This window comes from Pseudomonas sp. MF6394, from assembly GCF_002018845.1.
Classification (GTDB): Bacteria; Pseudomonadota; Gammaproteobacteria; order Pseudomonadales; family Pseudomonadaceae; genus Aquipseudomonas; species Aquipseudomonas lactis.
Map to the genome: position 1 here is coordinate 33908 of NZ_MVOJ01000011.1, position 17966 is coordinate 51873.

19 protein-coding genes and 1 pseudogene are annotated in these 17966 nt (G+C 57.5%); 13 read left to right on the forward strand and 7 right to left on the reverse strand.

Features of this window, described 5'->3' with window-relative positions:
* Both traD and MF6394_RS13385 read left to right on the forward strand, forming a co-directional pair.
* Positions 1 to 2106, forward strand: coding sequence for a type IV conjugative transfer system coupling protein TraD (gene traD, locus MF6394_RS13380; RefSeq protein WP_070411928.1), 2106 nt, complete (start codon positions 1 to 3; stop codon positions 2104 to 2106).
* A gap of 86 nt (positions 2107 to 2192) precedes the next feature.
* The gene (locus tag MF6394_RS13385; RefSeq protein ID WP_070411929.1) at positions 2193 to 2924 is read left to right on the forward strand and encodes a TIGR03747 family integrating conjugative element membrane protein; all 732 of its coding nucleotides are present in this window, start codon (positions 2193 to 2195) and stop codon (positions 2922 to 2924) included.
* A gap of 208 nt (positions 2925 to 3132) precedes the next feature.
* Here MF6394_RS13385 and MF6394_RS13390 read toward each other — a convergent pair.
* The 5 genes and pseudogenes from MF6394_RS13390 to MF6394_RS13405 form a co-directional block, all read right to left on the reverse strand.
* Positions 3133 to 3327: pseudogene (locus tag MF6394_RS13390) on the reverse strand (transposase domain-containing protein); the annotation flags it as partial.
* Between the two features lie 291 nt (positions 3328 to 3618).
* Complete coding sequence (locus MF6394_RS13395) at positions 3619 to 3993, reverse strand: hypothetical protein (protein WP_070411930.1); 375 nt, start codon at positions 3991 to 3993, stop codon at positions 3619 to 3621.
* Positions 3994 to 4222: 229 nt separating this feature from the next.
* Positions 4223 to 4705, reverse strand: coding sequence for a hypothetical protein (locus MF6394_RS33810; RefSeq protein ID WP_120265759.1), 483 nt, complete (start codon positions 4703 to 4705; stop codon positions 4223 to 4225).
* Positions 4695 to 5018, reverse strand: a complete 324-nt coding sequence (locus MF6394_RS13400) for a hypothetical protein (protein WP_070413470.1) — start codon at positions 5016 to 5018, stop codon at positions 4695 to 4697. The genes MF6394_RS33810 and MF6394_RS13400 overlap by 11 nt, the downstream gene beginning before the upstream one ends.
* Before the next feature lie 204 nt (positions 5019 to 5222).
* On the reverse strand, positions 5223 to 6269 hold the full coding sequence (locus tag MF6394_RS13405; protein ID WP_078466826.1) for a helix-turn-helix domain-containing protein: 1047 nt from the start codon (positions 6267 to 6269) through the stop codon (positions 5223 to 5225).
* A 535-nt stretch (positions 6270 to 6804) separates the two neighbouring features.
* Here MF6394_RS13405 and MF6394_RS13410 point away from each other — a divergent pair.
* From MF6394_RS13410 to MF6394_RS13450, 9 genes are read left to right on the forward strand one after another with little or no spacing between them, the layout of a single operon-like run.
* Positions 6805 to 7140, forward strand: coding sequence for an integrative conjugative element protein, RAQPRD family (locus MF6394_RS13410; RefSeq protein ID WP_070413469.1), 336 nt, complete (start codon positions 6805 to 6807; stop codon positions 7138 to 7140).
* Positions 7137 to 7376, forward strand: coding sequence for a TIGR03758 family integrating conjugative element protein (locus MF6394_RS13415; protein WP_070413468.1), 240 nt, complete (start codon positions 7137 to 7139; stop codon positions 7374 to 7376). Before MF6394_RS13410 ends, MF6394_RS13415 begins: the two co-directional genes overlap by 4 nt.
* Positions 7377 to 7393: 17 nt before the next feature.
* A complete protein-coding gene (locus tag MF6394_RS13420; RefSeq protein WP_070413467.1) occupies positions 7394 to 7765 on the forward strand; it encodes a TIGR03745 family integrating conjugative element membrane protein in 372 nt (123 codons plus the stop codon).
* A gap of 7 nt (positions 7766 to 7772) precedes the next feature.
* A complete protein-coding gene (locus tag MF6394_RS13425; RefSeq protein ID WP_070413466.1) occupies positions 7773 to 8186 on the forward strand; it encodes a TIGR03750 family conjugal transfer protein in 414 nt (137 codons plus the stop codon).
* Entirely contained in the window at positions 8183 to 8824 is a 642-nt protein-coding gene (locus MF6394_RS13430; RefSeq protein WP_070413465.1) for a PFL_4703 family integrating conjugative element protein, read from the forward strand. Before MF6394_RS13425 ends, MF6394_RS13430 begins: the two co-directional genes overlap by 4 nt.
* Positions 8821 to 9633: a TIGR03749 family integrating conjugative element protein gene (locus MF6394_RS13435; protein WP_070413464.1), complete on the forward strand. Its 813-nt coding sequence runs from the start codon at positions 8821 to 8823 to the stop codon at positions 9631 to 9633. Before MF6394_RS13430 ends, MF6394_RS13435 begins: the two co-directional genes overlap by 4 nt.
* Positions 9623 to 11137 (forward strand): TIGR03752 family integrating conjugative element protein, encoded by a 1515-nt coding sequence (locus MF6394_RS13440; protein WP_070413463.1) that lies wholly within the window; start codon positions 9623 to 9625, stop codon positions 11135 to 11137. The genes MF6394_RS13435 and MF6394_RS13440 overlap by 11 nt, the downstream gene beginning before the upstream one ends.
* On the forward strand, positions 11100 to 11516 hold the full coding sequence (locus MF6394_RS13445; RefSeq protein WP_058426018.1) for a TIGR03751 family conjugal transfer lipoprotein: 417 nt from the start codon (positions 11100 to 11102) through the stop codon (positions 11514 to 11516). Before MF6394_RS13440 ends, MF6394_RS13445 begins: the two co-directional genes overlap by 38 nt.
* Positions 11516 to 14266 (forward strand): conjugative transfer ATPase, encoded by a 2751-nt coding sequence (locus tag MF6394_RS13450; RefSeq protein ID WP_078466827.1) that lies wholly within the window; start codon positions 11516 to 11518, stop codon positions 14264 to 14266. Before MF6394_RS13445 ends, MF6394_RS13450 begins: the two co-directional genes overlap by 1 nt.
* Here MF6394_RS13450 and MF6394_RS13455 read toward each other — a convergent pair.
* The gene (locus tag MF6394_RS13455) at positions 14253 to 14534 is read right to left on the reverse strand and encodes a chorismate mutase (protein WP_070413164.1); all 282 of its coding nucleotides are present in this window, start codon (positions 14532 to 14534) and stop codon (positions 14253 to 14255) included. The genes MF6394_RS13450 and MF6394_RS13455 overlap by 14 nt on opposite strands.
* A 3-nt stretch (positions 14535 to 14537) precedes the next feature.
* Positions 14538 to 15404, reverse strand: coding sequence for a prephenate dehydrogenase (locus MF6394_RS13460; RefSeq protein WP_070413165.1), 867 nt, complete (start codon positions 15402 to 15404; stop codon positions 14538 to 14540).
* Between the two features lie 389 nt (positions 15405 to 15793).
* Here MF6394_RS13460 and MF6394_RS13465 point away from each other — a divergent pair, with 389 nt between their 5' ends.
* Together MF6394_RS13465 and MF6394_RS13470 are read left to right on the forward strand one after the other, a co-directional pair.
* A complete protein-coding gene (locus MF6394_RS13465) occupies positions 15794 to 16237 on the forward strand; it encodes a MarR family winged helix-turn-helix transcriptional regulator (protein WP_078466828.1) in 444 nt (147 codons plus the stop codon).
* 220 nt (positions 16238 to 16457) lie between these two features.
* On the forward strand, positions 16458 to 17960 hold the full coding sequence (locus MF6394_RS13470; protein ID WP_070413166.1) for an acyl-CoA carboxylase subunit beta: 1503 nt from the start codon (positions 16458 to 16460) through the stop codon (positions 17958 to 17960).
* The last annotated feature ends 6 nt before the right edge of the window (positions 17961 to 17966 follow it).

The window sequence follows — 17966 nt, forward strand, 5'->3', positions numbered from 1 at the left end:
ATGGCCGAGCATGCGATGGAGTCCAAGCTCCGGCCAGCGGTGGAGCTGTACACCGTAGCAATCTGTATCGCTGCCGCGGTGTTGTGCGTGTACTCGCCCTGGGCTGTGGCCCTGTCATCCGAGATCGGGCTGGTGGCGGCGCTGGCCTATGCCCTGTTCGGCCTTATCCGGCTGCGACAAGCTTGGGAGGTGCTGCGTTATCGGCGCAATATCCGGCGGCTGCCCCGCTACGAGCTGACCAGTCGGCAGATTCCGGTAAGCCGCAAGCGTCTGTTCATGGGTCGCGGCTTTCGCTGGACCCGCCTGCATACCCAGCGCTTGGTCGAGGCCCAGGATCCGGCGGTCGCCCACTATGTCGACCAACCGACCAGCTACCGCCTGGCCCGTGGACTCGAACGGCGCCTGGAGCATGCACCGTTTCCACTCTCGATACTGGCCCGTGTCACGGCCTGGGACAGTGCCTTCAATCCGTTGCGGCCTTTGCCCCCGGTAGGTGGCTCGCCACTGTTGCATGGGGTCGAGCCCGATGAAACGGAAGTCAGTCTGCCGCTGGGCGAACGGGTCGGACACACCCTGGTGCTCGGCACTACCCGTGTCGGCAAGACCCGGCTCGCCGAGGTGTATATCACCCAGGACATTCACCGCGTCGAACATGAGGTGGTCATCGTCTTCGATCCTAAGGGCGATGCCGACCTGCTCAAACGGATGTACGTCGAAGCCAAACGCGCTGGTCGGGAAAAGGAGTTTTATGTGTTCCATCTAGGCTGGCCGGAGATCTCCGCCCGCTACAACGCCGTGGGGCGTTTCGGACGTATTTCGGAAGTGGCGTCGCGCATCGCCGGGCAGCTCAGTGGTGAAGGCAACTCCGCAGCCTTTCGCGAGTTCGCCTGGCGTTTCGTCAACATCATTGCCCGCGCTCTGATCGAGCTGGGCCGACGTCCGGACTACCTGCAGATCCAGCGACATGTGGTCAACATCGACGCACTGTTTATCGAATACGCCCAGCAGTTTTTCGCCAAGACCGACCCAAAGGCGTGGGAAGTGATCGTCCAGCTTGAAGGCAAGCTCTCCGAGAAGAACATCCCCCGGCATATGATCGGGCGCGAAAAGCGTGTGGTGGCCATCGAGCAGTACTTGGCGCTGAAGCGGGTATTTGATCCGGTAATGGACGGACTGCGTTCGGCGGTACGATATGACCGTACTTACTTCGACAAAATCGTTGCCTCGCTCCTGCCGCTGCTGGAGAAACTCACCACCGGCAAGACCGCCCAGTTACTGGCTCCAAACTACACCGATTTAGATGACCCGCGGCCAATCTTCGACTGGATGCAGATCATCCGAAAACGCGGCATCGTCTACGTCGGTCTGGATGCACTGACCGACGCCGAGGTGGCCGCCGCGGTGGGCAACTCCATGTTCGCCGACTTGGTCTCGGTCGCCGGACACATCTACAAACACGGCATCGACCATGGCCTGCCCCAATCGGGTAACAACAGTGACAAGTTGCCGATCAACCTCCACGCCGATGAATTCAACGAGTTGATGGGTGATGAATTCATCCCGCTGATTAACAAGGGCGGCGGTGCCGGTATCCAGGTAACCGCCTACACCCAGACCCTCAGCGATATCGAAGCGCGAATCGGTAACCGCGCGAAGGCCGGTCAGGTGATCGGCAATTTCAACACCCTACAGATGCTCCGCGTGCGCGAAACCGCCACTGCGGAACTGCTCACCCAGCAGTTGCCCAAGGTTAACGTGCTGACCAAGACCCTGGTGTCGGGTGCCACCGACACCTCCGATCCTGAAGCCAATACAGACTTCACCTCCTCCTCGCAGGACCGTGTCAGCAGCACCAGTGTGCCGCTGATCGAGCCGGCTCACATCGTCAGTTTGCCCAAGGGGCAAATGTTCTCCTTCCAGGCCGGTGGGCAGCTCTGGAAAGTCCGCATGCCATTGCCAAAACCCTCCAACGACGATGCCATGCCCAAGGACCTGCAGGAGCTCACCCAGCGAATGCGGGCGACCTACAACGCGCAAGCGGGGCAGTGGTGGAGCGCAAGCAGTGGCGGCCCAACTACCAACTTCGATTTAGATCAGGTGGGGTAGCCCTACCCCTCCTGGTTTCGATTCAGCAAAACACATACAGAAGGCGCGTTAACGCCATCAGCCATGTGGCACCAATGGAGTGAATGATGGTGACTTCCGTACAGAACACGCCGCCACAACCGATCCAGCATCCGGGAATGATCGTCTCGGCCATCAGCCTGGTCCAGCGCATCATCGGCTTGCTGGTTGCCTCACTGCTGTTCTCGATTCTGATTGAATTCGCCGGTTTGCTGCTATTCTGGAGTGATCAGGGCTGGCGACACAGCCAAGCCATGTTGAGTAGCGAATTGGGTTGGGTCAGCGAGCACTTCAAATCTTCACTCATCATTCAACAACCCGGACAGACGATTGTCCAGTGGCTGGATTTTCTCAATCAATGGTTGTTGGTCAAGACCGGCTTTGCAGATTTTGCCCAGCAGGCGCGGGTGTCGAGCCAGGGCAAAAACTTCTGGAGTTGGATCAATCAGCTGTACGTAAGCATTGAGGATTTCGTGCTGGCGGCGGTGTATGTGACCTTTACCTTCGTGGTGCGCCTGGCCATTCTGGTCCTGTCCACACCACTATTTTTGTTGGCCACGTTTACTGGTTTTGTCGATGGTTTGATGCGCCGCGACCTACGCAAATTTGGCGCTGGCCGAGAGAGTAGTTTTGTTTATCACCGTGCTAAACGTGCGGTAATACCACTACTGGTCGTGCCTTGGATTATCTACCTATCCCTGCCCTTTACGATTAATCCAATGGTGATATTTCTACCTTGCTCCGTGATGCTTGGGGTGACTACGGCAATCACAGCCGCGACGTTCAAAAAATATCTCTAAGCGCTAAGTTAAGCTTTTTTCTAAAATCATTACGGGGGTGGTCATCCTTCGCGAGTGGTGTTTCGGCTGCTTACGCGCTGAGGTACGCCTTCGCTAAGAAATGGATTTGCGCGCAGCAATCCCCCAATCTACTTTGGTAGTGCACAGGCCCAATGTCCGCTATATAGGCCAAATGACGGTAGGCGCACGGCGAACACGCCTTGCGTAGTTAAACGGATGCCCACTTGTGCGGCAGCAACTCCATGATCTCAATCGCCCGTCGCGTCGGCAGACAAGTCAAACTTGCTTCAGATAAGCATATGGATCATGCCCATTCATGCGCGCATGACTGGATCAAACTCATGATCGCAGCAGCCCGTTTTCCGCTGCTTAGCGATCCGGCAAGGAACCAATTCGAGCGCCCAAAATAGGCGTTGGTGGCGCAGATACCCCGCCATCAGGTCGGGGGTAGACTAGTCCACGTACATCGCATTCCCAATACAGCCCATAACCCATCCCCAGAACCTCAACCTCCGCGAGTTGATTGGGCTCGGCGTGTCCCAGCCCCGGCTCCATGTGGAGCGGAGCTGGAAAGCGAAATTGCCGCCATTGGTCAGGCCCGATCACGCGGTCAAGCTGGCGATAGTAGCAGGCCGTCGTCATGCACGGCTCGCCCTCCTCCTCGCGCTCGCCGAAATTTTGCACTGAAATGCTTTTAGCAAGGCACTAAATATATGGCGGACCCATTATTCACAGAGCACATGCGTTGCTCTTGCTCTTCCGGTTGAGAGGGGGCTATAGCTGGCGGGCTTAAGGCTTCCTCTGCTCGAAGTCTGTTCTGCTGTTGCTGAGTGACCGCAAGCTTCTGTTTCAGCAGTTGGAGGGCTCTAGGACTGTTAGGCGGAACCTTTTCCAATTCGGCGTCAATTTCCAAAACAGACGGCGGAAGAATCCCCATAGCGACCAATTGCTGATCCTGCTCAAGCGTACTCATGGGTTTGCGAGCGAGCGTGTCAGAATTGTTTACGGCGCATCCGCCCAAAATGCCCACCGCAGACAAAACCATTGCGAATTTCCTTGTGGTGCTCATGTGATTTCTCCATTCCCAGCCTTCGCCCAACGAAAAGCAACCCTACGACAGAGGAGTGAGCTCGTCTAGTTACTCATGCAGTTCAAAAAACTTGCTCCGTGCATGTGCCATCCTGGATCCGAGGTAACGCCTAACCCTTCGACCGTGCCAACTGTTAGCTGGCATGGGGTGGCGCGCTGGATCGTACTATCTTGATTCAGCGCGCATCTCGGGGCCACCCATGCCTTAATTAGAACCACTTATTACAGCTTCCGGGAGAGTTTTTAATGGTCTTATAGTCAGTGACTATATTTTGCGCGTTAAATGCAATTTCTAGAGTACATTTTTTATCATAGTATTTTGTGCTGGATGTAGGTGTCAGCATCACGCCACCGCTAGGGCCTGCGCTGACGGTATTCGCAGTGTCCGTTAAGGAATATTGACTTTCATAAAACCATCTCGCAACAGACCCGCCGTCAGCATTCTTAACCAGTTGGGCGGGCTTTCCATATTGAGCATATGCTACCTGTATATTAGCCCCCTCAAACTTATTCTGATTTATAACGTCCGGAATGGTGGGCACAGTATTTGCCAGCACTTCACAGCCGGATGCTAACACTGACAAAAGAATTAATATCAAATACTTCAATTTGCATTCAGGCATACTGAACCTTTTCTGCCGTAAAAATTGATGAGCGTGAATGCTGCTTGAGTACGCAGTCTTATCCTCCAAACGGTGCGCTCTTTATCGGCTGACCTTTTGGTGCGCAGGCTGGCGGGTTGGACATGCCGAATGTCAAGATGTTACCTCCGTTGATAATGCAGTTAAACTGCTTGTTATCATTGGTTTTTAGCAGTACGTAGGTATTGGTACCTTGCGTTCGCCGGTTGATAACTGTCAGGTCGGCTGGAGCATAGCCCAACGCACCAGCGCTTTGAGATTTTACGTCATCGTCACTCAACATATTCGTCTTACTGGCAAGAGCATTGCAGCCACTCAAAAGCGCAAGTGTGGTTAACATTACATACAACTTAAGCAGCGACATATCACACATCCTTTTGTTGACTGAAAAACTGAGTAGATGATCGAATTGAGACATCCGTAACCTACCTCACCTGGATTGAGTAGAGTAATAGCTGTACAAATTTCATCAATCCGGCGGATCGAAGGGATATCAACTATAAAACGTAATAAAAAAAAACGAGAAAAAATTCTTTGCCCCTGCGTCCCAATTCCTTGCCTGTCCGTCTCAACCCGAAGTCATTTGATCAAGCACGGTCCGAAGCGAAAAACCAGTGTGCACAGAGGTCTGGCCTGCTGAGCCGAAGTGTTCAGATGCAATGAGGCAGTCCCGCGCCTCTTTTGGCGAATAGCCGACAGCCTTCTTGAACGAGCGACTGAAGTGTGACTCGCTTTTGAACCCAAATTGAAAGGCCAGCCCGGAGGTTCGATGCTGAACGTTGCTATCTCCTTGGAGAATAGCCCTTATCTTGTCTAACCGGCGTCGTTGTATGTAAGCCGCAACACCGGACTCTTGCTCGAATAAACGATAGAGTCCAGCCCTTGAAATCCCCATGTGCCGGCATATGAACGCTGGCGCCAGATCGGGGTTCAGCAGATGCTGTTCGATCAGGTTCCGGGCGCGGTTGAACAGTGAGCGATCAATTTCGGTTTCAGCGCTTTTGAGGTTTGGAATGGAGGGTGTTATCGCGGCCGCGACCATGGCCAGAGTCGCTTGTTGTATATAGAGTGTCTCATCACTTTTAAAACTGGCTGACCGCGCTCGTAGTGCACGCATGTGATCGGCAAGCAGGTCGCTCAAACCGCCCCTCAATACCAGCCCATGAATGTCCTTATTGCCTAATTGCGCTGCCAGCAAGTCCCGAGGAACCGTCAGGATAATCGTATCGCCTGCCGTGATAACGCAATCCAGTTGCTGAGCAAGGTCCAACACATAAATCTGCGAGTGACATGCCACCAACGGTGCCTGACCGGCCAAGCCGTTGATCGAATGAGACAGGCCTAGGCAGATATAGTAATGGTCGAGGCCGTCGCGGCGGATCATCTGAGCTGACCGTTTGACATCATAATGCACTGGTTTTTGTGTGCCCTCCCATACGCCGCACCCCATCAACAGCGCGCCCAGGTAACAGGTGGTCAGCCGATAGTTGAACGCTATTGATTCAGACTCGCCAATCCTCACGTCAAAGAGTGCATTCACCTCTTCACGCCAGACTTCAAAACGCTGTCTAGGTGGGTAGGGTTGAGTGCTGAAGCTATAAGAGGCGTTCTCCACATGTACTCCTGCTAAAACAGATAGAGCGACCTAAACTGCTGAAGTTCAATGGCCATCATCTGTGCGATGATACGGAGATGATGGCGACTTCCCTGAAATTCTTCCTGTTGTATTTTCTTGGCGCAATCAATGTCAAATGAAAGATTTATTGTTCATGTGCTTCGGCCGTTAAAGCCTTTGATCAGGGCAATACAAAATCGCAATGAGAGACTCCTACGAACCGTCTTGATCCTCTGACCACCTAAAGGGTGCGATGACTTCGAGAACATAGGTGAATTGAAAAGAGGCGAACTGGAGAAATATCTGCAGCAGTACCTACTGCGTCGATATCTGGGAATGGTGAAACGAAGGGGTTTCCAATCGGAGGCGGCCGGAAACTCCAGGCCCCGATGTCACGAATCTTGCGTGGCTGGCTATTTGGACACGCCAACCTGCGCCGAGCCCCCTGAAAAGCGATACATCTCACTTCGCGTTTGTGACTGAATAATTCGACCTCTAACGTAATTCTGGCTCAATCTCCAAATGGGCCAACGTCATGTCGACTACCGTCTTTCGCTATTTTTTACTCTTTTCACTGATTATCGTCCATGGGAGCAGCTATGCCGCAACTGCTCATGAGCAGGAACAGCTCAGTCTAATTCTGCAGCAACTCGACATTATCGAACGTCTTGCAACTCAAGCGACGGCAACCAGCGCGTCTGAACCTGGCAATCGCTATCGCTTCGACTATCCCTCTCTGATGCAGGACATCCAACGTATTCGCCAAGGCGTGCAAGGCTATCTCTCTCCTTCTCGCGCTCAACCCCGCGATCCCACTGAATTGGTCGGCGATTATCGCCTCGACACCCCGTCCGTAGAGCCGTCGCCATGAGCATGACTGACGCGCAGACAGCTGCCTTCCAAAACGCCTCCGGCTTTTCGGCGCAGAGCAGTTCGTCGCTCTGGCTATGCCTGGTTTTGGTCCTTGGTTTGCTGTGGTGTGCCTGGGTGATGTGGACGGCTTACCGGGGATGGGCCACCGGCAGTGTGCGCTTCGGAGCCTTCGGCGGCAGCGCAGCGCGCGTGCTGCTCACCTTGCTGGTCCTGATGTTCTTCACCCTGTCCTAACACCGGAGATCACCGTCATGCTCAAGTTCCTTATCCCCCTGAAAAACAACCTGCATGATCGTGCCAGTCAGCGCGTGATCGGTCTGCTGCTGGTGCTCGGCCCAAGCCTAGCCTTTGCGGAACTACCCACTATGGAAGCCCCTTCACGCGGTGAAGGTTCCGGGTTGATCGAGACGATCAAAAACTACGCCTACGACGGCGGCATCCTCCTCGGCCTGCTGATCGCCCTGCTCGCTTTCTTGGGTGTGGCCTGGCATTCCCTGACTGTATATGCCGACGTGCAGAACCAGCGCAAGACTTGGAAAGACCTCGGCGCCGTCGTCGGCATCGGAGCCTTGCTGGTGGTAATCATCATCTGGTTCCTGACCAAGGCTGCCGCGATTCTGTGAGGTTGGCATGAACGACGCTATCGAACGCCTTGCCGACGGCACCTTGGTTTTTCTACCGGAGCGGCTCAACCGTGATCCCGCCGTCTTGCGCGGTTTAACCAATGATGAGATGTGGTTAGCGCTCGGCACCGGCGCCGTCATTGGCCTGCTGCTGGGCGTTCCTCTGGCGATCGCCACCGCCTCCATTGCCATGGCGCCGACCAGCATGATCGCAAGCATGGCGTTAGTGTTGTTTGCTGGCGGCACGCTACTGCGTCGCGCCAAACGGGCCCGGCCAGAGACCTGGTTGTACCGCAAGCTCGAATGGATAGCGGCCAGCCGCTGGCGTCTGGGGCGCAGCAGTCTGATCCTGCACTCCGGCGCCTGGACGGTTCGCCGTTCGCGTCGACTGCGCCCTGCCCTGTCCCGGTGGCTGCCATGAGCCGATTCCGAAACAAGGTCGATGCCCAACAGGCCCATATCTTCAGCCTGCGTCTGGCGGTAGTAATTCTCGCCCTGCTCTGTGCCGGACTCTGGTATGGCTGGCGCACGGCACCTACCGACCTGACCGTACATGTCCCCCCGGATCTGCGTTCGGGTAGCACGCGCAAATGGTGGGATATCCCCTCAGAGAATGTCTATGCTTTTGCCCTCTACATCTTTGGTCAGCTCAATCGTTGGCCCTCAGATGGCGAGCAGGATTATCGCCGCGCCATCTATGGCTTGCAGTCCTACCTGACACCTGCTTGCAAGGCCTTCCTTGACGGAGACTACGAATACCGCAAGGCCGCCGGCGAACTTCGCCAGCGGGTGCGTGGCGTCTACGAAATTCTGGGCCGAGGTTATAGCGAAGATCCGGAACTCAGGGTCAAGCAACTCGATCGCGACAGCTGGCTGGTCACCCTAGACCTCAACGCGGATGAGTATTACGCCGCCGAACCGGTGAAACGGGTGGCGGTACGTTATCCATTACGCGTGGTGCGTTTTGATCTGGACCCCGAACGCAATAAGTGGGGGCTGGCACTGGACTGTTATCAGGGCACGCCGCAAAAAATCGCTCTGCCTGGAGGTGAGCTATGACGCGGATTTCTATCCTGGGGCTCACCATCGCACTAATGCTATGGGGAGTTGCAGCGCAGGCCGTCGAACTGATGCACTGGGAACGCCTCCCCCTCGCGGTTCCGCTGGTGATCAATCAGGAACGAGTGGTCTTTGTCGATGAGGATATTCGAGTCGGCGTGCCCTCAACCCTGGCGGGTAAGCTGCGCGTGCAATCAACCGGCGGCACGCTGTACCTGCGCGCGTCGGAAGCCATTGCACCGACCCGACTGCAACTGCAATCGGTCGCGACGGGCGAGATCACCCTGCTGGATATCGCGGCCACGCCTGGCGATCAACCGCTGGAGCCCGTGCGTATTCTCAAGAATGCCAAGGTGCAAGCTACCGAGGCTGAATCTAGCACTTTCCTTGCTCCAGAACGCACGCCGATCCCGGTCGCTTTGACGCGCTATGCCGCGCAAAGCCTGTACGCGCCGCTGCGCACCGTGGAGTCTCTACCCAATGTACGCCGCGTCCCGCTCAAGCTACGCACCGAACTGCCGACTCTGCTGCCGAGCGAAAACGTGTCCAGCACACCCATCGCCGCCTGGCGGCTCGATGACTATTGGGTGACGGCGGTGAAATTGCGCAATCGTAGTTCAGAGATGGTGCAACTCGATCCACGTCGGCTTCAGGCCAAGCTGTTCGCCGCGACCTTCCAGCATGCTTTCCTCGGGCCGGTCGGCAGTGCAGAAGACACAACGATCGTCTACCTCGTCACTCGCGGTGCCGGCCTCGAACACGCCGTGCTGCTCCCGTCCGTTGCGCGAGGTGCTGACGATGAAGGCTAACGCCTTGCTCAAATGGTTGGTACCGGCTGCGCTACTGGCCGTGGTGTTTATCATCCTGAAAACCTGGATCGCCGGTAATACTCCCTCTCCAGAGCACCCAGTTGATCAGGGCAACATCCGGTTATCCGCCGAGCAAGCCAAGTCGCTCGGCATTGCTGGCGATACCCCACGCGACACGGTCGCCACCTTGGTCGGCCAGGTGAAGGCCATGCGCAGCGACATGCTCGGCCTGAAAAAACACAACGATTCGCTGCAGACGGAGAACAACCGCCTGCGCGAGCGAGAAAACAGCGTCGATTCGCGTATCCAGACGGCTCTTGGCAGCGTGACCCAGCAGGTCGACGAGGGCCGTCGCCAAGCCAACGAGGCCCGACTCAAAGCGGAACAAGACAGTCGCCAGGCTCGCGGTCTGCTGACGCATTTGCAGGAGCAGTTGTCGGGGTTGACCGGTAAAGGCAAGGACATGCCGATCGGATTGGGGCTTGAGCCGGGCGACGGGGCGCAGTTCGACGGGCAGCATTTTGCCAATGATGCGTTGCAGTGGATTGAGCCCTCGGATGCTCCACCCACCGACGCCCGAGGCAAAACCAAGACCTCCCCCGCACTGAGTCTGCCTACCGCCTTCAACTCACTGGAAGGCTTGAAAGACAACGCTATTGATCGCAGCCAGAAACAGCTGCGTGCAGTTACCCAGGGTGAGCGTGATCCGACGCGATCCGCTGATCGTACCGAAGGCGCGAAGCCGGTCTACACCATTCCCGAAAACGCGACATTGATGGGCTCGGTCGCCATGACCGCGCTGATCGGCCGAGTCCCGGTGGACGGCACGGTGAATGATCCCTATCCCTTCAAGGTGCTGGTCGGCCCCGAGAACCTGACTGCCAACGGCATCGACCTGCCGGACGTCGCGGGGGCCGTGATGAGCGGTACGGCGTCCGGTGACTGGACTCTGTCTTGTGTACGCGGACAGGTCGAGTCAATCACCTTTGTGTTTACCGATGGCACCATCCGCACGGTACCTCAGCCGAAGGCGGTCGCCAGCCGCAATGCCTCCACCGCCCAGAGCTCGAACACCGACAAGATCCGCGGCGGACTCGGCTACCTGTCCGATCCGTATGGCATTCCTTGCATTGCCGGCGAGCGCCGCTCGAACGCCCAACAGTACCTCGGCAGCCAGAGCCTGATCACCGCGGCTGGCGCCGGTGTCGCTGCCTTGCTCGGGGATGAGCAGCACAACAGCAGCGTGATCAGTTCGGGCGGCAGTACGCTCGGGGTCACCAGCAGCAATGGCAATAGCACGCTGAATTCAATTCTCAGCGGTGGGGTCGGCGACATCCGCGAGTGGGTCAACAAACTGTATGGCGAAGCCTTTGCTGCCGTGTACGTGCCACCTGCCGCACAGGTCGCACTGCACCTCGACCATGAGATCACCATCGACTACGAGCCCAAGGGCCGGAGCGTTCGCCATGAAAAAGACCATGCTTCTCTGCCTGACCTGGATTAGCTTGCTCTGCTGGGTCCTGACGGGGTGTTCCACCGACAAGGACACGCTTTTGCCCCATGGCGAGCAAACCATGCTGGACATCTGGAACGGTGCCGGTTCGCAAGGCACTCAGCAGCAACTGCTGGATGCTCGGCAGCAGTTACGCCGTCCGCTGGCCCAGGCAGATTTCTCCGCCTCTCTCCAAGAACCGTACACGCGCACCGCGACGAACGAGATCCACAATTTGTTCCCGCGCCTGCCCAATCCCGATCTGGTGCTGTACGTGTATCCGCATCTGAGTGGTACCGAGCAGGCACCGATCCCGGGTTACTCGACCGTCTTTCCGTTCTACCAACGGGTGCAGTACGCATTGCCTGGTGAACGTCAGGAAGACTTGTAGTGCGTACCGGCGATGCGGGCAACCGCACTGCCGCGTGGAAAGCCTGGCGCCACCCATTGCGCCCTCGCGCCACCTTGGCCGATGACGCCACACTCTATGCGCACAACCCTAGCTTCACCGATCACCTGCCGTGGGTCGAGTATCTCGACACCGAACAGTGTTTTCTGCTGGATGACAATCGCTCGGTGGGTGCGGTATTCGAGTTGCTGCCCATCGGCACTGAAGGGCGCGAACCCGATTGGTTGATGGCGGCCCGAGATGCCCTTGAGGATGCCCTGCAGGATAGTTTTGACGAGCTGGATCAAGCGCCTTGGGTGGCGCAGTTTTTCTGCCAGGACGACAACGATTTCACCCCCTACCTGAACCGGCTCACTGGCTATGTTCAGTATAGCGCCCGAGGCACGGTCTTCACGGAGGCGTATTTGGAACTCAGCCGCCGTCATCTGAAGGCCATCGCCAAGCCCGGCGGTCTGTTTGAAGATAAGGTGGTGACGCGCCTGCCCTGGCGTGGCAATAACCGCCGGGTGCGCCTGGTGGTCTATCGCTGGCTTGAGTCTGACGCTGAGGAGACAGGACTCACCCCGGTGCAATCCCTGCATCAGGCTTGCGAACGTATCGCGTCTTCGTTGCAGACGTGTGGGGTGCAATCGACGCGAGTAGATGGCCGCGGTCTGTATGCCTGGCTGGTGCCCTGGTTCAATCCGGCACCCAATCTAACCGATGAAGCGCCCGAGGAGTTCTACCACCGCGTGGCCTATCCGGAGTTGGGCGATGGTGAGTCGCTGGAACTGCCCTTCGATCATGACTTTGCCGAACGGCTATTCTTCAACGAACCGCGTTCGGATGTGCAACGAGGACTCTGGTACTTCGATGAGCAACCCCATCGGGTCATGGTGGTGGACAAACTGCGACGGGCACCGTCGATTGGTCAACTCACCGGAGAAACCCGTAAGGGTGATGCAACCAATGCCCTATTCGACCAGTTACCCGAAGGCACGGTGATGAGTCTGACCTTGGTGGTCAAGCCGCAGGATGTGCTCGAAGACCAGTTAAACCGATTGGCGCGCAAAGCCATCGGTGAAAACCTGGCCTCGACCCAGACCCGTCAGGATGTCGAAGAGGCTCGTGCGATCATCGGTCGCCAGCACAAGCTGTACCGCGGCACCCTGGCGTTCTATGTGCACGGTCACGATGAACAGCAACTGCACCAGCGCTCGGTCAGCCTGGCCAACGCGCTGTTGGGCGCGGGGCTGCAACCGGTACGTGAAGGCGATGAGGTCGCCGCCTGCAACAGCTACCTGCGTTGGTTGCCGATGGCTTACAACCCGGCCCGCGACACACGCAACTGGTACACCCGCCTGATGTTCGCCCAGCACCTGGCGAACCTGGTTCCGGTTTGGGGCCGCAGCACCGGCACCGGTCACCCGGGTATCACCCTGTTCAACCGCGGCGGCTCGCTATTGAGCTTCGACCCATTATCATGCCTGGACCGGGCCATGAACGGGCATCTGCTTTTGTTCGGTCCGACCGGCGCCGGCAAGTCAGCCACCCTGGTCACCCTGCTGATGCAAGTCATGGCGGTGTACCGTCCTCGCCTGTTTATCGTCGAAGCCGGCAACTCATTTGGCTTACAAGGCGACTACTTCGCGACGCAGGGTTTGTCGGTCAACAAGGTCCAATTGAAACCTGGCGCCTTGGTCAGCCTCGCGCCTTTCGCTGATGCTTACCGTCTAGTCGAGCAGCCAGATAAGGTGGCGAGTCTGTCGATTGATGAGTGGGACGATGAGGCGGTAACCAATCGTGAAGACCAACGTGATGTGCTCGGCGAATTGGAGATCACCGCCCGGCTGATGATCACTGGCGGCGAGGCCAAGGAAGAAGCTCGTCTGAGCCGGGCTGATCGCAGCCTGATCCGCGAGTGCATTTTCGAAGCGGCGCAGGCGTGTGTCGCGGCGGGTCGCCAAGTACTGACCCGCGATGTACGTGACGCCTTGCTGCGCACCGCCGCCGACTTGCACTTACCAGAGAAGCGTCGTGAACGTGCCCAGGAAATGGGCGAATCCATCGACCTGTTTTGCCAGGGATTCGAGGGCGAACTGTTCGATCGCGAGGGTACGCCTTGGCCCGAAAGCGATGTTACCGTTGTCGATCTGGCCACGTACGCTCGCGAAGGCTACGAAGCCCAGATGTCCATCAGCTACATCAGCCTGATGAACACCGTGAACAACCTTGCCGAGCGCGACCAGTACTTGGGCCGACCAATCATCATGGTCACCGACGAAGGCCACATCATCACCAAGAACCCGCTACTGGCGCCATTTGTGGTCAAGGGGACGAAGATGTGGCGCAAGCTTGGGGCCTGGTTCTGGCTGGCGACGCAAAACCTTGCCGACTTCCCTACTGCCGCGCAGACCATGCTCAACATGATCGAATGGTGGATTTGTTTGAACATGCCCCCTGCGGAGATAGAGGAAATCGCCCGCTTCAAGAAGCTCACGCCGGAACAGAAAGCTTTGTTGCTCTCCGCCAGTAAGGAGCCTGGGAAATACACTGAGGGGGTCGTGCTGTCGAAAAAACTCGAAACGCTGTTTCGAACCGTACCACCCAGCCTCTATCTCGCCTTGGCCATGACGGAGCCCGAGGAAAAAGCTGAGCGCTGGAGGTTGATGCAGGAGAACGGTTGCTCGGAGTTGGAGGCCGCTTACCGGGTAGCTGAACGGATCGATAAAGCGCGGTTCAGTCGCCGATAACCGAAAGATGATTGCACACAACCTCGTCAATAATTGTGCGAAATATCTTGAGGATCAGTACTGGGTTAAGGCCGTGCTGTGTAGCGAGAGCCAAGTAGCGCTGTTCCTGTTGTGACTCGCGCACAGAATCCTGGGCCTGCCATTGTTGCCGTGCCTTGAGCCGCCCTACCTGCTCGGTAACCTGAAACCGTCGAGAAAGTAGGATGATTAGCTGTTCGTCCAGCTCATCGATGGTTTCCCGCAAGCGTGCCAGTTCAACGTTATTCATTGCCTACACCACACGCCCCAACAATCTGTTGGCCAATACCGATGAGTGGCTGATCTTGCCATGCAACTCCACCGGGCGTTCCTGCAAGATCGCACACCATTGGTTCAGTACCTCGATGAAATGCTCGGTCTGAGACAGCAACGCGGCAGTGTTGTCTTCAAAGATACTGGTCCACACCGTCACATCCGAGGAGGCCAGACGAATCTGCTCGAAAAAGCTGCGCCCGATGAATGAACCGGTTTGCGGGTTGATGGCCAATTGATCGCCAAAGGTCTCCATCAGCGAGAAGGCAATCAAATGGGGCAGGTGCGACGTCAAGGCGGCGATGTGATCGTGCTGGCGCGCGTCGACCCGACACGTGACGGCACCGAGGGCCCGCCAGAATCCCTCGACACGTTCGATGGCACTCGTCGGCGTGGTGGCAAGGGGTATCAACAGGCAACTCTTGCCAGCAAACAGATCCTCACGCCCGGCCCCCGGCCCGCTTTGCTCGCCGCCAGCCATGGGGTGGCCCGGCACAAATGAAACATGCGCCGGCAAGCGATCGCCCACCTCATTGATCACCATTTGCTTGGCCGAGCCGACATCGGTCAACACCGCGCCGCGTTTCATGCCCTCGGCCAACGCTATGACCACCGTTGCCACCGCCCCCGTTGGCACACAGACCACGACCAGGTCACACTCATGTAACTCCGCCAGGCTGCCCGCACACCGCGGCGCGAGGCCAAGCGCTTCAACCTCATGGCAGACCTGGCGACTGCCATCGAAGAGGTGCAGGTGAATATGGGGATAGTTTGATTTCACCGCCCGCAGGATTGAGCTGCCCAGCAATCCCAAGCCAACGATACCCAAATGCCGTATGTGCTCCATGCTTCCCACCCTCCAGGCCTGAGTCGTTTCACCGATGCGCGCTATGAAATTAATACGCAAGTGATCAATAAGCAAGAACGCGAAAATCCTGAAGATGCAATCAATCGACGAGCTGCCACATGAATTCCGTCAGCTAAAAAAGCTTAATCTCCCGAAAACACGGGTCCGCATGCAAGCCTCCGGCGCACCCGCCGGATCGGCATCGCCGGCAATACTCTGCTAGAATTGGGTGTGAATACATCCTGACTGTTCGTGTGTATTCACTTTAAAGCAGGCTACAGCCGTGAGGCATTGCAGCTAACCCGCAGTCCCGTCGTTAACCGGCAGGCAGATCGCTTCAGCCACTACCACCGGAGAAGCGGCAGTTAAATACAACAATAGGTGTACCGATGTATTCAAGCTTACGTTCCTTAGCAGACGATACGTTTTGTCTGCGCCTGCAGCGAGCGGCCAGGGTGTGGCGCAAGGTTTCCGACGAAGAGTTGAGCAATCTTAACCTGTCCGAGGCCACGACCACGCCCTTATGGCTCATCAATAAACTAGGCGAAGGCCTGCGCCAGCGTACCCTTGCTGAACATATGGGACTTGAAGGACAGTCCCTCGTGCGCCTGCTTGATCAACTGGAAAGCGCCGGCCTGGTGGTACGCAGGGACGATCCTTCCGACCGTAGAGCCAAGGCCCTCTACCTCACAGACGCCGGGCGCAAGCTGGCGGAACAAGCCGAACTGGTTGTCAGGAAGATTCGTGCCAGGCTGCTGGACGGGGTCCCCGCCGAACACTTGGCCATTGTCGACGGGGTATTCGACAAGATCATCACGGCCGCCATCGACTGACACCTTTCGCGCCGGATCAGCCCCCGACCCGGCGCGCGCTCCGTTTCAAGCACTCATCCCCCGCTAAAAAACATTCGCTTACAATACTTGCGATTAGATCGCATGAGATATAGTCTCCTTCATGCAGCATCCGTCTGTCGTGTTTCAACCATCGACCGCATCTCTGCAGCTCAGCCAAGGGACGGCGTTCGGCACACTCTTTAGCCAGTGGAGCTCAGTCATGTCAGATTCGCCAGAAGTCAGGGACGCTACGCGTGAACGGATAGCTCCCGCCCCGGCCTTACACCGGCAACAAATCATCGACCTGCTCGACCCGCAAAGCTTCCACGAACTGGACGCCCACGCCGAGCATGATTGCGTGCATTTCGGGGCTGCCGCCCGCAAGACCCGGGGCGACGGTATTGCCACCGGCCATGGCACCATCGAGGGTCGCCCAGTTATCGTCTACGGTCACGACGGCAGCTTCATGGGCGGCAGCTCAAGCCGCATTCATGCCCTTAAAATCTGCAAAGTGCTGGACATCGCCCTGCGCACCGGCGTGCCGATCATTGCACTGAACCACTCATCAGGGCTGCGGATTCATGAGGGGGTGGACGCCGACTCGCAGTTCAGCCACGTGTTCTACAAGACCGTCAGGGCTTCAGGGGTCGTGCCGCAGATTTCCATCGTTCTCGGCGACTGCATCGGCGGCGCGGCCTACACACCGGCGCTCACGGATTTCATCATCATGGTGGACAATCAATCGGCCCTGTTCCTGACCGGGCCCGCCGTGATCCGCCGCGCCACCGGCGAAGACGTGACCAAGGAAGAAATCGGTGGCGGCTTCATGCACGCCAGCGAAACCGGGCTTGCCCACTTCCTCGTGGACAGCGTCGAAGAGGCATTGAGCCTGACCCGCGACTTGCTGTCCTACCTGCCGCAAAACAACACCGCCCGACCAAAACTGACGGAAGGTCCCGCCACCTGGCGCTACCTGACCCCTGCCGTCGCCGAGCAGGTCCCCAGCGAGAAAAACCTGCCTTTCGATGTGCGCCAACTGATCGAGGCGGTTGCCGACGAGCAATCGTTCCTTGAAGTGCAGCCGCTCTATGCACGCAATATCGTGATTGGGTTTGCCAGGCTGGGCGGCCAAAGCATCGGCATCATTGCCAACCAGCCGTCGTGGCTGGCGGGTTGCCTGGACATCAATGCGTCCACCAAGGCGGCGCGCTTTGTGCGGCTGTGCGATTCATTCGGCATTCCGCTGCTGACGCTGATCGACGTTCCAGGCTATCTGCCGGGGCGGCAACAGGAACGTTCGAACGTGATTGGTGCAGGCGCCAAATTGATGCATGCCTACTGCGAAGCCAGTGTGCCGAAAATCGCCGTGGTGTTGCGCAAAGCCTATGGCGGCGCCTACCCCACCCTGGCCAACCGCTCGGCCACCGACCTGATCTATGCCCTGCCCGGCGCCGAGATTTCGGTGATGGGCCCAGAAGGCGCCGTCGATGTGATTTTCCGCAAGGATATTGCTGCCGCCGCCGACCCTCAGGTACGCCGGGAAACCCTTATAGATGACTACCGTCAGGCCCACGCCAGCGCCGAGTATTCGGCCAGCCGCACCTACATCGAAGGGCTGGTGGAACCCGAACACTTGCGCAATACGCTGATCGCCAATTTCGCACTTTTGCAGGACAAGATCCCGGGGCTGCCGGCGAGAAGACATTCGAACATTCAACTGTGAGGGAGC